This is a genomic window from Pseudarthrobacter defluvii (assembly GCF_030816725.1).
GTDB lineage: Bacteria > Actinomycetota > Actinomycetes > Actinomycetales > Micrococcaceae > Arthrobacter > Arthrobacter defluvii_A.
This window is the reverse complement of sequence record NZ_JAUSYG010000001.1, coordinates 4,154,552-4,168,538: the sequence shown is the minus strand read 5'-3', so window position 1 is coordinate 4,168,538 and position 13,987 is coordinate 4,154,552. Positions and strand designations below refer to the sequence as shown.

Annotated in this window: 15 protein-coding genes; 8 read left to right on the top strand and 7 right to left on the bottom strand. The window is 67.5% G+C overall.

Annotated elements, in window-relative coordinates:
* Positions 1-65 precede the first annotated feature (65 nt).
* The 3 genes from uriH to QF031_RS19500 are packed head-to-tail and all read left to right on the top strand — an operon-like array spanning position 66 to position 3,544.
* On the top strand, positions 66-1,154 hold the full coding sequence (gene uriH / locus QF031_RS19510; RefSeq protein ID WP_307432083.1) for a uridine-preferring nucleoside hydrolase UriH: 1,089 nt from the start codon (positions 66-68) through the stop codon (positions 1,152-1,154).
* Positions 1,155-2,585, top strand: coding sequence for a uridine transporter UriT (gene uriT, locus QF031_RS19505; RefSeq protein ID WP_307432081.1), 1,431 nt, complete (start codon positions 1,155-1,157; stop codon positions 2,583-2,585).
* Entirely contained in the window at positions 2,582-3,544 is a 963-nt protein-coding gene (locus QF031_RS19500; protein WP_307432079.1) for a ribokinase, read from the top strand. The genes uriT and QF031_RS19500 overlap by 4 nt, the downstream gene beginning before the upstream one ends.
* A gap of 103 nt (positions 3,545-3,647) precedes the next feature.
* On the opposite strand, the gene QF031_RS19495 is transcribed toward QF031_RS19500, so the two are convergent.
* From QF031_RS19495 to QF031_RS19480, 4 genes are all read right to left on the bottom strand, one after another.
* Positions 3,648-4,394: an SDR family NAD(P)-dependent oxidoreductase gene (locus tag QF031_RS19495; protein WP_307432076.1), complete on the bottom strand. Its 747-nt coding sequence runs from the start codon at positions 4,392-4,394 to the stop codon at positions 3,648-3,650.
* Positions 4,395-4,470: 76 nt separating this feature from the next.
* A complete protein-coding gene (locus QF031_RS19490; protein WP_307432074.1) occupies positions 4,471-4,704 on the bottom strand; it encodes a hypothetical protein in 234 nt (77 codons plus the stop codon).
* Between the two features lie 91 nt (positions 4,705-4,795).
* Positions 4,796-5,764: a hypothetical protein gene (locus tag QF031_RS19485; RefSeq protein WP_307432070.1), complete on the bottom strand. Its 969-nt coding sequence runs from the start codon at positions 5,762-5,764 to the stop codon at positions 4,796-4,798.
* Between the two features lie 91 nt (positions 5,765-5,855).
* Entirely contained in the window at positions 5,856-6,503 is a 648-nt protein-coding gene (locus QF031_RS19480) for a cyclodeaminase/cyclohydrolase family protein (RefSeq protein WP_307432068.1), read from the bottom strand.
* Between the two features lie 69 nt (positions 6,504-6,572).
* Here QF031_RS19480 and QF031_RS19475 point away from each other — a divergent pair, with 69 nt between their 5' ends.
* Both QF031_RS19475 and QF031_RS19470 read left to right on the top strand, forming a co-directional pair.
* The gene (locus tag QF031_RS19475) at positions 6,573-7,367 is read left to right on the top strand and encodes an alpha/beta hydrolase (protein ID WP_307432065.1); all 795 of its coding nucleotides are present in this window, start codon (positions 6,573-6,575) and stop codon (positions 7,365-7,367) included.
* A gap of 36 nt (positions 7,368-7,403) precedes the next feature.
* On the top strand, positions 7,404-8,351 hold the full coding sequence (locus QF031_RS19470; protein ID WP_370874544.1) for a carbohydrate kinase family protein: 948 nt from the start codon (positions 7,404-7,406) through the stop codon (positions 8,349-8,351).
* Positions 8,352-8,544: 193 nt separating this feature from the next.
* Here QF031_RS19470 and QF031_RS19465 read toward each other — a convergent pair whose 3' ends face one another.
* Entirely contained in the window at positions 8,545-9,723 is a 1,179-nt protein-coding gene (locus QF031_RS19465; RefSeq protein WP_307432057.1) for an ABC transporter substrate-binding protein, read from the bottom strand.
* Positions 9,724-9,999: 276 nt separating this feature from the next.
* Here QF031_RS19465 and QF031_RS19460 point away from each other — a divergent pair, with 276 nt between their 5' ends.
* Positions 10,000-10,146 (top strand): lmo0937 family membrane protein, encoded by a 147-nt coding sequence (locus tag QF031_RS19460; protein WP_307432055.1) that lies wholly within the window; start codon positions 10,000-10,002, stop codon positions 10,144-10,146.
* Positions 10,147-10,229: 83 nt separating this feature from the next.
* Here QF031_RS19460 and QF031_RS19455 read toward each other — a convergent pair whose 3' ends face one another.
* Both QF031_RS19455 and QF031_RS19450 read right to left on the bottom strand, forming a co-directional pair.
* The gene (locus tag QF031_RS19455) at positions 10,230-11,510 is read right to left on the bottom strand and encodes a Y-family DNA polymerase (protein ID WP_307433522.1); all 1,281 of its coding nucleotides are present in this window, start codon (positions 11,508-11,510) and stop codon (positions 10,230-10,232) included.
* Between the two features lie 42 nt (positions 11,511-11,552).
* Positions 11,553-11,984, bottom strand: coding sequence for a LexA family protein (locus QF031_RS19450; RefSeq protein ID WP_307432052.1), 432 nt, complete (start codon positions 11,982-11,984; stop codon positions 11,553-11,555).
* A gap of 118 nt (positions 11,985-12,102) precedes the next feature.
* Here QF031_RS19450 and QF031_RS19445 point away from each other — a divergent pair, with 118 nt between their 5' ends.
* Together QF031_RS19445 and QF031_RS19440 are read left to right on the top strand one after the other, a co-directional pair.
* A complete protein-coding gene (locus tag QF031_RS19445; RefSeq protein ID WP_307432049.1) occupies positions 12,103-12,939 on the top strand; it encodes a hypothetical protein in 837 nt (278 codons plus the stop codon).
* Between the two features lie 109 nt (positions 12,940-13,048).
* A complete protein-coding gene (locus QF031_RS19440) occupies positions 13,049-13,867 on the top strand; it encodes an HAD family hydrolase (RefSeq protein ID WP_307432044.1) in 819 nt (272 codons plus the stop codon).
* Positions 13,868-13,987: the final 120 nt, after the last annotated feature.

The following is a 13,987-nucleotide window of genomic DNA, read 5'->3' as shown; positions in this document are numbered from 1 at the left end:
AGGCCACACAATGCTGCCATGATCACTCCCGGAATACTGAAACCCCTGCCTCCCGGCAGGCCCCAATGACGTGGAGCACCATCGTGGAACCTCATCCCCCAGCGAATCAGTCCCGGACGAACCCGGCAGGGCCCAGGAAGATCATTCTGGACTGCGACCCCGGCCATGATGACGCCGTGGCACTCCTGCTGGCGCACGGCAACCCCGACATCGAACTCCTGGCCGTCACCACGGTGGTGGGCAACCAGACGCTCGAAAAAGTCACCCGCAATGCCCTGGCCGTCGGCACCATCGCCGGCATCACCGGCGTCCCCTTCGCCGCCGGCTGCCCCCGCCCGCTGGTCCGCAGCATCGAAACCGCGCCGGACATCCACGGCGAGTCCGGCATGGACGGCCCCGCGCTTCCTGAGTCCACCATTGAACTGGACCCGCGCCACGCCGTCGACCTCATCATCGACACCGTCATGGCGCACGAGCCCGGCACCGTCACCCTGGTCCCCACCGCCGGCCTGACCAACATCGCCCTGGCCGCCCGCAAGGAACCGCGCATCGTGGAACGCGTCAAGGAAGTGGTCCTGATGGGCGGCGGCTACCACGTGGGCAACTGGAGCGCCGTGGCCGAGTTCAACATCATCATCGATCCCGAAGCCGCGCACATTGTCTTCAACGAGAAGTGGCCGGTGGTGATGGTGGGCCTGGACCTCACCCACCAGGCGCTGGCCACCCCGGACGTCGTGGAGAAAATCGCAGCGATCGGCACCGGGCCGGCGAAGTTCGTCACCGAACTGATGGACTTCTTCGCCCACACCTACAAGGACGCCCAGGGCTTCGACCACCCGCCGGTCCACGATCCCTGCGCCGTCGCGTACGTGATCGACCCCAGCATCGTCAGCACCCGCAAGGTCCCCGTGAACATTGAACTCCAGGGCACGCTCACCCTGGGCATGACCGTTGCCGACTTCCGCGCCCCCGCACCGGCCGACTGCCACACCAGCGTAGCCGTGGACCTGGACCACGCACGGTTCTGGGGCCTGGTCACCGACGCGCTGGTCCGCATTGGCGAGCCCGGCACCGGTGCCACAAACACCGGCGCCGGCGCGTCCGACGTCGAACTTAACAAAGGTGCCCAGCTCACCGCTGGAGGGGTCAAGTAGATGGCCACCGCAACCATGACTGAAACCAGGACCGGCCGCGGCAACATCGCCGCCCTCATGACCGCACTGCTGGCCGCCTGCGTGGCGTTCCAGCTCAACGCCTCCATGCTCAGCCCCGCCCTGGTGACCATGGGCCAGGAACTCAAAGCGGACCAGGCCCTGATCGGGCTCTCCCAGACCTGGTTCTTCACCGCCGCCGCCCTGTTCTCCCTGTTCCTGCCGCGCCTGAGCGACATCATCGGCCGCAAGAAGGTCCTGGTGGGCATGATGCTGCTCATGGCCGTGGGCTCCGTCATCGCCGCACTGGCCCCGGACATCACGTGGCTGTTCGTGGGCCGCATCATCCAGGGCGTCAGCGGACCCACCGTGCCGCTCTGCCTGATCATGCTGCGCTCCGCCGTCACCAACCCCCGCAAGTACGGCATGCTCATGGGACTCATCACCGCAGTCAACGGTGGCGTGGCCGGCGTGGACTCCTTCGTAGGCGGCTACTTCGCCGAGCACTTCGGCTTCCGCAGCATCTTCTGGCTCATGGTGGTCCTGGCCGTCGCGGCCACCGCCCTGATTCTGTTCCTCGCCACCGAGAGCAAGCCCGCCGCCGGCACCCGGATGGACTGGCCCGGCGTGTTCTTCATCGTGGTTGCCGTGGGCGCCCTGCTCACCGCGCTCAACGAAGGCGCCAAGCTGGTGGCCGGGTTCTCTGCCGGCACGCTGATGCTCAGCCTGGCCCTGGTAGTGGTCTCCGCCGTCGCGTTCTTCGCCTTCTGGCGCACCGAACAGCGCGCCGCCCAGCCGATGGTGGAAATTGTGCACCTGCGCCAGCGCGCCACCTGGGCTCCGCTGCTCACCACCACCCTGACCATGACCGGCATTTTCGCCGTCATCAACGGAATCGTCCCCGCCTACGTCCAGGCCGCCGACCCCGGCTTCGGCGTGGGCCCCACCGAGATGTCACTGATCATCCTCACCCCGTACGCCCTGCTGGGCTGGTTGGTGGGGCCGCTCAGCGGGAAGCTCGCGCCGGTCCTCGGCTACACCAAGGTGCTGCGGATCGGCCTCCTGGGCAGCATCGCGGCGCTCGCCGTCATCGCGTTCCTGGGCCTGCACAGCCTGCCGATGATGATCGCCGGCACGGTCTTGCTGGGCATCATGTACGCCGGTACGGTCAACATCATGCTCAACGGACTCGGCGTTGTCCTCTCGCCCGCCGGCAACCCCGGCTTCCTGCCCGGCATGAACGCCGGCGCCTTCAACCTGGGCGCGGGCCTGAGCTTCCTCATCCTGCCCGCCGTGCTGGTGGCGACGTCGGCACTCGGTGACACGACGGCGTCGTACCTCACCGTCGTGGCGGTGGGCCTGGCGCTGACCGTCGCCGCGTTCGCTGCCTCGCTGCTGATCCCCAAGCCGGTTGAGGCCGAGGTGGCCGCGTGAGTGCGGCAGCAGGCACTTCCGGCCGGATCGTCGTCGTCGGGTCCCTCAACGCCGACCTCACCATCTACTGCGAACGCCTCCCGCAGCCCGGTGAGACGGTCCATGGCAACGGGTTCGCGGTGAATCCCGGCGGCAAGAGCGCCAACCAGGCCGTGGCCGCAGCCCGGCTGGGCGGCCACGTCAGCCTGGTGGGCGCGGTGGGGGAGGACCCCAACGGTGCCATGCTTGAGGCTTCCGTGGCCGGCGCGGGCGTGGACGTCAGCCACGTGCGGGGGTCCAGCGAGCCTACCGGGGTGGCCGTCATCGCGGTGGATGCCCGCGGCGAGAACAACATCATCATTTCCGCCGGCGCCAACGGAACATTGTCCCCGGCCGACGTGGCCCGGGCGGCGGACGTGATGGACGACGCCGCAGTGGTGAGCCTGTGCCTGGAAGTCAGCACGGAGACCGTGCTGGCGGCAGCGCAGGCAGGGCACGACGCCGGCGCAACAGTTTTGCTGAACCTGTCGCCTTATGCGGAGATCCCGTCAGCCCTGGCCGAGTTGGCGGACGTCCTGCTGGTCAACGCGCACGAGGCCGCGCTGTTCCTCGGGTCTTCGGTTCCCGGTGCCGGTGCTTCCGCTGCGGACTGGGACGCGGCGCGCTCCCGGTTCGCGGACCGCGGGATTCGGCAGATCTTGGTGACGCTGGGTTCGAACGGTTCGGTGGTGCTGGACTCGCATGCCGCGCCCGGCTCCCAAGTGACGTTCGTCCAGCCCACCCAGGTGCACGCCGTCGACACCACCGGAGCCGGGGACGCCTTCACCGGCGCCGTGGCCGTGCGGCTGGCGGCGGGCGATGCGCTCGCCGATGCTGCCGCATTCGCCTCTGTTGCCGCGGCTTTGGCGACCACCCGTAAAGGGACCCAGGCGGCGTACCCGGAAGCGGCCGGCGTCGAACGCCGCCTCGGCACCTCTTAATCCCTCATCGATTGCTCCCCACCGGCACCCTAACCTCGCAAGCTCGGCCAGGGAACCCTGCCGGCGTGGGCCCAACTACCGTTTTCACGCTCCAAAACGGCGTTTACGGAGCAGTCGACTCCGGAAAAGTGACCCCAGTGTGAGTGGCGAGCTGCGCCATCAGGGCATCCTGGAACTGGGGATCATTGGCGGCCGGATGCGGGGTTTGGTGGCGCTGGTGGTACCAGTAGCCGCCGGTGGTCAAGGCCGCGGGATCGTCGCTGGTGGCCAGCCAGTCCTGCGTTCGGTGGCCGAGTTCCAGGCTGTCCGGCGCTGAGCGGCCGCCCATGCGGGTGGGCACCCAGCCCGGATCCACGGCATTGCTGGCGACGTTCGGGAAAAGCCGCGCCACCGCTGCGGACAGCGCAGTGACGTGCAGCTTGGTGGTGGAGTAGGAGGCCGTCGTCGTACGTCCTGCCCAGTCAAGGCCGTCCATGCCGGGGTCGCCGCCGCGGTGCATCCCGCTGCTCAGGTAGATGAGCCGACGGGGGCCGGGAATGAGGGCGGTCAGCAGGTACGGGGCGACGACATTCACGGGCAGCAGCGCCGCGCCGTTCAGGACCCCGGCGTTGTGGATGACGGCATCGATGCGGCCGATCCCATTCGCCTGGTCTGCGATCTTTCGGACCTCGTCCACGACGGCGAGGTCCCCGGTCACGCACTGCGCCCCGCGGTCCAGCAGGTGCTGGACAGCGGGGATCCGGTGGGAGGACCGTGCATGGACGATCACCTCGTGGCCGGCCTCGAGCAGCGATGCTGCGGCAGCCCGGCCCAGTCCGTCCGTGGATCCGGTGATGAAGACGCGTGCCATGCGGGACCTCCCTGGTTTGTGGGTGTTGTTCCTACGCTACTTCTGCTGGCTGGAGTTCATCATGCAGGCGTTTCACTTAGCGGCGCTTGCGGCCAAGGACCAGCGCCAGCAGCCCGCCGAAGGCAAGAAACAGCAGGCCCACTATCAACAGGCCGGTGTTCATGCCCGTGCTGGCCAGCGTCGCTGGAGCGGAAGAGTAGGCCGCGGACATTGGCGCAACGGCTGCGTTGGCCGCGACGCCGCCAAAGGCCAGGAGGCCGCCTGCGAAAGCGGTAGCGAACAGGCATCTGCGGATGTTGCGGTGCATCATGGGAGGTTCTCCTGAAAGTTGAATTGGGCCTACTGCCTGGCCCGGGAATTGGCGCGTACCCCGCGTTGTAATGACGCGGGCAGGGCCTCAACTAGTCAGGAGAAGAGCCGGGGTCGAAGGACGCCGGGGTGGGGGCAGTAAGCGAACGGCCCTGGATGGCGGCCGTCCCATCCGCTGGGGCCGGAAAGTAGTGTGGGCTGATCCAACCAGGAGCCGCCGGCCCGTTGGCGCCGGACGGGCTGTTTCCGCCTATCGCAGCGCCGGGCACCGCAGGCGGCAGATCGGACGGCGTGTGGAACGGGGCGTCTTCCGGGCCGGCCTCGGAAAGCACTGGAGTCACTGCGGCACGCATCATCTGCATGCGCCTTTCAGCAACGCTGGCCTGCGACTTAGCGGCGGACGGTGCAGGATGCGTCACGCCCCCAGTCGTTTGTGGCAGTTCAGCAACTGTGGGAAGGCCAGGCGCGGGCTCCTCGGCGGAAGCCGCGCTGACTGCCGTGGCGACAGGACGGCCTGCGCCTGGTCCTGCTTCCGGTCCGACGACGGGCGGGGTAACAGCGCTGACGACCGGTTCAAGGACCGGGTCCAGGGGTTCCAGGACAGCATCGGCCAAGGGAACAGCAGCCCCCACCGTCCCGTCGACGATGCCGTCCACGCCACCCACCACAGGATCAACCATGGCCGCTACCGCTCCCGTAGGCACAAGCTCGTTAACCACCGGAACGGACTGCACAGCATTGTCGGCCAAGCCGGAGACCTCCTCCGCGGCCGGGCGGAGGGACGGCGCCGGGATACGTGGCACCGGGATCAGTGAAGCAACAGTGGAAGCCGGGGCCTTGGCCGGCCCGCCGTCCAGCCCTGCCAGCATCGGGTCCAGCTCATCTTTGGCCTGATGGGTGAGGCTTGCGGTGGCAGAATCCACAGCCCCCGCAAGGGAATCGCGGGAAGGTGAGGAATCGGCGGACGCGCCAGCGGCTGACAGGGCAATCCAGGCTGCAGTTGCCGCCACCACGAGCAGGACGGGCCGGAGGAACGCCCAGGCACTGCCCTCGGACTTCACTTGATACCCCTCCCCACGGGTGCTTCGGCAAGCAATGCTGTTCACCATAAGCACAGGTCAGACGGCAAGTCCAAATGCGGACGCGCCAGCCTCAGACGGCATCCGTGGGAGCGGCGCGGTGATCAATGGCGGTGGTCAGCTCGTCAATCCGGTCCATGGCGGCGTTGAGTTTCTCGACGGCGGCCCACAGGTCCGGGTGCTGCTCGCGGACCTGTTCCAGGCCGGTGCCGGCCGACCGGAGCGAGCCGAGGTCGAAGCTGACATTGGTCCGCGCCCCGGCCATCGCGGCGCGGAGGGCACCGAATGCGACGACGACGTCCGCCACCAGCGCGCGGTTGCCGCTGGTTGCCAGCCAGGCGAGGTCGTCGATGGCTTCGATGGCGCGCTCGCCCAGGACAGCGGATGCGGCCGCAGCTTCAACGGATACGCGGCGGATGGCTTCGTCCCGTTCCTCGCCGGGTTCCAGGCGGAAGGCGGCCCCGAACGCTTTGGAAGCGGAGGCGTCCTCATCAGCCAGCCGAAGGGCTTCCTGGCGCAGCGCCTGGGCCCGCTCACGGATCCGGTCCGGCTCCCCGCCGTCGTCCTTGCTGTACCCGGCAACCATGGACGTCAGCGACGCCGCCACCGCCAGCATCAGCCCCGTGCCCGCCCCTCCGCCCGGGGAGCCCGTGGACTCCGCCAGCGCGCGCGTCCATTCCTCGACTGTCGAGTCCTGCGTGGTCACTTCAGGCTTTTCCATGATGGAACCGTGCCCACCAGCAGCCAAGCTAAACGGACTGTCCCGCTGCCGCCCCTGTAGTCTCGGCTGATGGTGCACCGGCACAGGTATTACTACGGCGACGACCCCAGCCAGTGGGGCGAACTTTTCCTGCCCGATCTCCCTGCAGGCGGGAAATATCAGGGCGTAGTGGTGGTGATCCACGGCGGCTACTGGCGCCCGCAATATGGGGCCGAACTCGGTGAGCCGTTGGCGAAGGACCTGGCGGAGCACGGCATGGCCGCCTGGAACCTGGAATACCGGCGCGCGGGCAACGGCGGGGGATGGCCGGGCACCTTCCAGGACATCCTGGCGGGCATCGACAAGCTCGCCGCGTTGGCCGCTCCCCACTCGCTGGACCTGGGGAAAGTGGTGGCGCTGGGGCATTCGGCCGGCGGGCACCTGGCGGTGTGGGCTGCGGGCAGGGACCGGATTGAGGGGCTTGGGCCGGAGGCCGGCCAGGTGGGGAACAGCGACGACGGCGTCCGGCTCACCGGCGTGGTGAGCCAGTCAGGCGTGCTCAACCTGGCCGAGGCCGAACGCCTCCGCCTCAGCAACGGTGCGGTGGCCAACCTGCTGGGCGGCCCGTCGTCGGACTTTCCGGGCCGGCACCGCGTTGCCGACCCCATGGCAGCGCTGCCGCTGGACGTTCCCGTCCACGCCGTCCACGCCACGGAGGATGTGGATGTGCCGCTGAGCATGTCCACGACGTATGTGGACGCGAGCCGTTCCGGGCCGGTCCCGGCGGAGCTGGTCATGGCGCCGGGGGACCATTTCTCCCTGATCGACGTCGACGCGGAAGCTTACGTGACGTGCCGGGAACTGGTGCATAAGCTGCTGCACTGACATGAACTGCTGGCCCGGGCCTCTTTCTGGCAGAGTATGACCATGCTCACGGTGATCGGCGAAGGCCTTGTAGATGTAGTCCAGCGTGCCTCCGGAATCCAGGCGCACGTGGGCGGAAGCCCGCTCAACGTTGCGGTGGGCCTGGCCCGGCTGGACCACCCGGTGCAGTTCATTGGCCGCTACGGCCGGGATGCCTACGGCGACTCGGTGGCCGCCCACCTGCGCGCCAGTTCCGTGATGCTGCCGGTGCCGCCGGATGACCTGCCCACCAGCGTGGCCACCGCGTTGATTGACGACGACGGCGCCGCCACCTACACCTTCGACCTCGCCTGGGAGCTTCCCGGCATCGGCGACCGGCTCGGCTTCATGCTGCAGGGCACCACGCTGCTGCACACCGGATCGATCGCCACAATGCTGAAGCCGGGGGCCACCGAGGTGCTGGCCGCCGTCGAATACGCCCACCCCTCCGCCACGATCAGCTTCGATCCGAACTGCCGGCCCAGCATCATCACCGACGTGGACTACGCACGGCAGCAGGCGGAAAAGTTCGTGACGCTTTCCGATGTGGTGAAGGCGTCCGACGAGGACCTGGCCTGGCTGTACCCGGGGCAGGACGTGCTGGATTCGGCGCGCAAATGGCTGGCCCTGGGCGGCGAGGAGGGCCCAGCGATGGTGGTGGTGACCCGCGGGGCTGAGGGCCCGTGGGGTGTGTGCCGCGCCGGCGAAGCGTCCGTGCCCGCGCCAAGGGTTGACGTGGCGGACACTGTGGGTGCGGGCGATTCCTTCATGGCGGCGCTGCTGTCGGGCCTGGTGGACCGGGAGCTGGACGGCGCCCAGAACCGGCAGGACCTGCGCGACCTTCCCGTCGAGGGACTCTCCGAACTCCTGGCACACGCCGCCAGCGCCGCCGCCGTCACCGTCTCCCGTCCGGGCGCCAACCCGCCGACGCGCGCCGAGCTGCACGGGATTGAGAAAGAGGCCTAGAGAGGGATTGCTGGCCAGGTGGATGCCGTTTACAGGGCCCATAAACCCAGCGCCCGGACCGCCGCCCACCCGTCCACGCTGGCCGGACGGGCTCCGTGTTGCTTAGGAGGACGCCCACCCCCATCGATTGCTCCGTAAGTGCCGTTTTGAGGGCTCAAAAGGACATCTACGGAGCAATGGATGGGGGTGGGAACTACTCCTTGCCGAGCCCCGCCGCCGTCGTCTTCCCGCCCGAAACGCTGTTGAGGGCGCGCAGGTCGAAGATCCCGCTGATGTCGGCCTGCTTGGTGGTGCCGGCAGTCACGCCATCGGCCAGGAGCTTCTGGTAGGTGCCGGCCAGCGGGTCCACGGTGAACACGATGTTCTTCAAGGAGCGGTCGATGACGTCGGGCTTCAGCTCGGCGCCCGCGGCTTCTTTGAGGGCTGCGTTGACGACGGCGGCCTTCTCGCCGGCGGATGCCGAGTTCAGCCACTCGACCGATTTCACGTGGCCCTTCAGGAGCGCCTCCACGGTGTCCGGGTGGTCGGCAGCGAACTTCTGGTTCACGATCAGGATGGTGGTGGGAAACTCGCCCGGCTTGCCGGACAACGACCCGTCCCACAGGTCCTTTTCGTCGACCAGCACTTTTGCCCCGGCGGTCAGCACCAAACGCGAGGCCCACGGCTCAGGCAGCCACGCGCCGTCGAGCTTTCCGTCCTGGAACAGCTTGAGGGTCTGGGCGTTTTCCGGCGGGTTGATGGCGACGTCGCCGCTGCCGTCCACGTTCGTCTTGTACCCCTGGGACGACAGCCAGGCGCGGAGGGCCACGTCCTGGGTGCCGCCAAGCTGCGGCGTTGCCAGGGTCTTGCCTTTCAGGTCGGCGGCAGACCGGATCTCCGGCTTGACCACCAGCTGGGCGCCACCGGCGGCAGCACCGGCGATGATGTTCACGGACTCGCCCTGGCTCTTCACGAACGAGTTGATGGCCGGGTTCGGCCCGATGTAGGTGGCATCGATGGCGCCTGCGTTCAGCGCCTCGATGGCGGCAGGGCCGGCGTTGAACACCTGCGTGCTGAGCTTGGTGCTGCCGAGTTCCTCGGCGATGAAGCCCTTGCTGACGCCAACCAGGGCCGGGGCATGCGTGACGTTGCCGAAGTAGCCGAGCTTCAGCTCCGCGGCGGGGCTGGCTGACGGGGCGGCTACCTGCGTGGCAGCCGGTGTGCCGTTGTTGGCGGAGGAGGCGACGGCGGCACCCCCTCCAATGAGCGCCAGGACGGCTGCCGCAATGCCGATCTTCAAGCCCACCGGGCGCTTGGGCCGGGTGGATTGGCCGGCAACGATGCGGGTGGAGCGTTGCTGGTTCTGTGGAACGTTGTCCTGCGGGTTTGCCATGGGGAGATCCTTTGCTGGGTGGATGCTGAGACGAGATTACGGAGCGCCCGGCACCCCCACAATCAATGCTGTAGCAGGCGTTCACGGGGCGTCGCTAACGCTCAACGCGGCGTAGCAGGGCGTCAAGATTCGTCGCGGGACGTCTTGATCCGAGGCCAGTACGGGGCCCGCATTGGCGCGGCTACAAGTCAGGAGCTGTGAGCCTTGATTCGCCCACCGTGCTGGTGGGTACGTGCACCGCATGGGGACTTTGTAAAACTAATCAAGGAGACTCTCATGTTGCTCTGGATCGCCATTATCATCGCTGTTCTCTGGCTTCTCGGACTGCTCGCAAACATCGGCGGCGGCCTCATCCATATTCTTTTGGTCATCGCAGTCGTCGTCCTGATCTTCCACTTCGTCACAGGCAGGCGGCGCGTCTAGGCAATAAACGTCCGGACAAGAACGTCCGGGCAGGAACGCGGTCCCGCCGCCGGCACGTGCGCCGGCGGCGGGACCTGTCCTGTTCAGGCCGCCTTCACCAGGGGGAGTTCGTCCCAATGTGTGGTGTACCGGGGCGAGCGCATGTCGCGTTTCATGGTCCAGTCCAGGCCGGACTTGATCCCCGCGTGCCCCAGCCCGATGGTGCCGCGCCCGAAGCGCCGGCTCACGTCCTCCAGCAGGGGCCCGATGCCGCGTTCCTCATGCCGGTTCTCGAACAGCTCCAGCGGAGGCTGGTTTCCGGTGGGCCGCAGGTCGGTGAGCATCAGGCCTGCCTTGGCGTACTTGAGCCCTTCGCGGACATGGGGCAACAGCGCGTGCGCGGCTTTGGTGAGCAGCAGCGGGTCCGCCGTGGGCATGGGCAACGAGACGCACACCGAAGGGTGGGCCTGTTCGTTGTCCCTGAACGGCGAAGTGGCCGCGAAAGCCGTCAGGATCTTCGCCTGCAGTCCGTGCTTTGCGAGCCGGGCGCTCGCCTGCTGGGCGTAAATGCTGAGCACCTCCCGGAGGCCGGCGGCAGTGGTTACAGGGGTGGCGAAGGAGCGGGAAAAGATCAGCTGGTCGCGTCCAATGCGCTCCTCTTCCATGGGGATGCACGAGGTGCCCCGCAGTTCCAGGACGGTCCGCATCAGCACCACGGAGAACCTGTCACGGATCAACACGGGGTCCGCCCCAACAAGGTCCTTGACAGTGAAGATCCCCAGCACATTCAGCCGCTTTGTCAGCCGCCCGGCAATGCCCCAGATCTCGTCCACCGGCAGCCGGGCCATCAAACCCTCCCGCACCTCCGCTGGAACGGACTCCCACAGGCAGACTCCGCCGAAGGCGGGATTGTTCTTGGCCCACTTGTTGCACAGTTTTGCCAGGGTCTTGGTGGGTGCGATGCCCACGCACACGGGAACGCCCACATGCCGCCGGACTGCCTCTTTCACCCTGTAGCCCAAGGCCAACAACTCTCCCGGTCCGCCCTTCACGCCCAGGAATGCCTCGTCAATGCTGTACACCTCCAGCCAGGCCGAGTACCTGCCCAGCAGCTCCATCACCCGGGCGCTGATGTCCCCGTACAGCTCATAGTTGCTGGATTTTGCCACCAGGCCCCACTCCTTGGCCCGCGGCGCGAGCTTGAACCAGGGCTCACCGGTGGCGATGCCCAACGCCTTGGCCTCAGGGGAGCGGGTCACCGCGCACCCGTCGTTGTTGGACAGCACCACCAGCGGGCGCCCTTGCAGGGAGGGGTCGAACGCGCGCTCGGCGGAGGCATAAAAACAATTAACGTCCACGTGCGCAATCTGCGGCATCCGCCGCATCAGGACAGGCTTAGCCACGGTCCCTCTGACCCATCACGGCTCTCAAACATGGTGCAGGCATCTGGTGGCGACGCCCCAGATGGTCAGCTCGGACAGCGCGGGGACCCGGATGTCAGGGTACTTGGGGTTCTCCGCCTGGAGCACCACACCGGTGGAGGTGAGGCGGAGGCGTTTCACCGTCAGTTCCCCGTCCAGGACCGCGATCACCACGCACCCGTCCCTGGGCTCCAGCGCCCGGTTGACGATCAGTTCATCGCCATCGCTGATGCCGGCCCCTTCCATGGAGTCACCGGTCACCCTGACGACGAAGGTGCTGGTGATGTCCTTGATCAGGTGTGCGTTGAGGTCGATCCGGCCGTCGAAGTAGTCCTGTGCGGGCGACGGAAAGCCTGCCGCCACCGCCACGGGGGAGATCAGCACGGAGAATAACGAGGCGCCCGCATCTATCACGCGGGGACCGATAATAACGCCCACAACACACCTTTATTCGAATGTATGTTCGATAGCTTCAGTGTAGCCCCGGCGGCTGACATCGGACACTCCTGCTCATGGGGGACTAGACTCGAGCCACTGTCTGCTCTGGGGGGAAGCGATGCGGTTGGCAAGGCTTTGGTGGATTGCGGCGACGATCACGCTGGGATTGACGGCGTGCGAGTACAGCGGGGCGCCCGAGGGGCAGCCGACGGCCCCATCGCACTCGGCCACCCCTGCCGTCCAGCCCAGTGTCGATCCGCGTGCCGCCGCGTTGGAAGGCATGCGCGAGTGGTCCCAGCAGCAGCTGCAGCCCAGGCTGCCTGGCGAGCTTGCCGGAGCCACCAGTTCGAACAGCACAGTCAGCTTTGGCTTCACTGGCGCGGCACCGGGCGGCTACGACATGCATTTCATCTGCGAAGGGCCGGCAATGGCAGAGGTGTCGCTTGCCAGCCAGGCCGGCGCCGAAGTCCTTGCCCCGCTGCAGGTCCCCTGTGACGGGAGTGTGCTCACTACGCGGGTGGCGCTCGCCGTTCGGGGAGTGGACTTCATCATGACGCCTGCGGACGGTGCCGACGGCCGCTATGCCTTCCGGCTGGTGCCGGCCTCCCCGCAGCTGTCCACCGCCGTCCTGCCGGGACCGGATGGGCTGAAGGCGATGGTCCATGACGGCCGGCCGTCCGCAGCAGGGCCGGAGGCGCAGCTCAACGGACATATGGATAAGGACGGGGCGGGGTGCCTCATCCTGCAGGCTGACGACGGGAACGATTACACGCTGATCTTTCCCGAAGGAGCCAGCTTCGACGCCGAAACCCTCGTCCTTCCCGGCGGCCAGCGACTTGCCGGCGGGGACCCGGTAGTCCTCAAGGGCACGCGGGTGCCGGCGGATGAAGGCCTGAGCATGTGCCTGAATTACGCGCGGCTGCTGTCCGTGGATTCGGTACGCATCCCGTCCTGACAGGCATACGCCCTTCGACATAAGCGCCGAGGTGCTTGACGGCGAAGTACGACGGCGGCCTGCCGCCTTCCGGCGCGCCCGCCGCCCCCGGCCCACGTAGACTTGCAGGATGCGGCTGGTTGCAAGTGATATCGACGGAACAATTCTCGGGCATGACGGAAAAATCAGCCCCCGCACCGTCCGCGCCTTCCATGCCTGCCGGGAGGCCGGCGTCGAACTCGTCTTTGTCACCGGCCGGCCGCCGCGGTGGCTGCACCCCCTCGAAGAGCAGCTGGGCCACGCCGGCCGGGTGATCTGCTCAAACGGTGCCGTGGTCTGGGACCTGGAGGCGGACCGCCTGGTCTCCGCCCGCACCCTGGCCATCGATACTGCCCTGGAAGTCCGCAGCATCATCAAGAAGCTCCGGCCAGCCGCGCTGTTCGCCGCCGAAACACTGACGGGATTCCATCTTGAACCCGGCTTCATCGAGAACGAATCCAGCGAGCTGCTCGCCGAATTCACCCCCGCACCGCTAAAAGACACCCTGACAACCAATGACTCCGTGGTGAAGTTCCTGGCGATCGTCCGCGACGGCACGCCGGATGACTTCCTCGCCGAGGTGGCTCCCGCCGTCGAGCACCTGGCCGCAGCCACCCATTCCTCGCCCGGCGTCGCGATGCTGGAACTGTCCCTGCCCGGGGTGAACAAGGCCGTCACCCTGGCTGAGTACGCGTCCGCCCTGGGCATCGACGCCGCAGACGTGGTGGCCTTCGGGGACATGCCCAACGACATCGAGATGCTTCGCTGGGCCGGGCACGGCTACGCAATGGCCAGCGGCCACCCGGAGGCCATCCGGGCGGCAGGGCAGCAGGCTCCGCATTTTGACGACGACGGCGTGGCCCAGGTCCTGGAGGCGCGGCTCGCTTCCCTGGGCGTCCAGTTTTCCTGAAACCGGCGTCCCGGGTCCCGCCGCCACCACCATTTTCACAGCTTCCGATCACCTGGCGTTTACCTTCCCTCCGTAGCGTGAAGCCTGGAGAGCCGGCACCTCCCGCCGGCTCAGAGGGGG

What these genes read in the sequence shown, in the direction of transcription:
- uriH (WP_307432083.1), top strand. Translation starts at nt 66, where the DNA reads ATGACGTGGAGCACCATCGTGGAACCTCATCCCCCAGCGAATCAGTCC.
- uriT (WP_307432081.1), top strand. Translation starts at nt 1,155, where the DNA reads ATGGCCACCGCAACCATGACTGAAACCAGGACCGGCCGCGGCAACATC.
- QF031_RS19495 (WP_307432076.1), bottom strand. Translation starts at nt 4,394, where the DNA reads ATGGCACGCGTCTTCATCACCGGATCCACGGACGGACTGGGCCGGGCT.
- QF031_RS19490 (WP_307432074.1), bottom strand. Translation starts at nt 4,704, where the DNA reads ATGATGCACCGCAACATCCGCAGATGCCTGTTCGCTACCGCTTTCGCA.
- QF031_RS19480 (WP_307432068.1), bottom strand. Translation starts at nt 6,503, where the DNA reads ATGGAAAAGCCTGAAGTGACCACGCAGGACTCGACAGTCGAGGAATGG.
- QF031_RS19475 (WP_307432065.1), top strand. Translation starts at nt 6,573, where the DNA reads ATGGTGCACCGGCACAGGTATTACTACGGCGACGACCCCAGCCAGTGG.
- QF031_RS19470 (WP_370874544.1), top strand. Translation starts at nt 7,404, where the DNA reads ATGACCATGCTCACGGTGATCGGCGAAGGCCTTGTAGATGTAGTCCAG.
- QF031_RS19465 (WP_307432057.1), bottom strand. Translation starts at nt 9,723, where the DNA reads ATGGCAAACCCGCAGGACAACGTTCCACAGAACCAGCAACGCTCCACC.
- QF031_RS19460 (WP_307432055.1), top strand. Translation starts at nt 10,000, where the DNA reads ATGTTGCTCTGGATCGCCATTATCATCGCTGTTCTCTGGCTTCTCGGA.
- QF031_RS19455 (WP_307433522.1), bottom strand. Translation starts at nt 11,510, where the DNA reads ATGCGGCGGATGCCGCAGATTGCGCACGTGGACGTTAATTGTTTTTAT.
- QF031_RS19445 (WP_307432049.1), top strand. Translation starts at nt 12,103, where the DNA reads ATGCGGTTGGCAAGGCTTTGGTGGATTGCGGCGACGATCACGCTGGGA.
- QF031_RS19440 (WP_307432044.1), top strand. Translation starts at nt 13,049, where the DNA reads ATGCGGCTGGTTGCAAGTGATATCGACGGAACAATTCTCGGGCATGAC.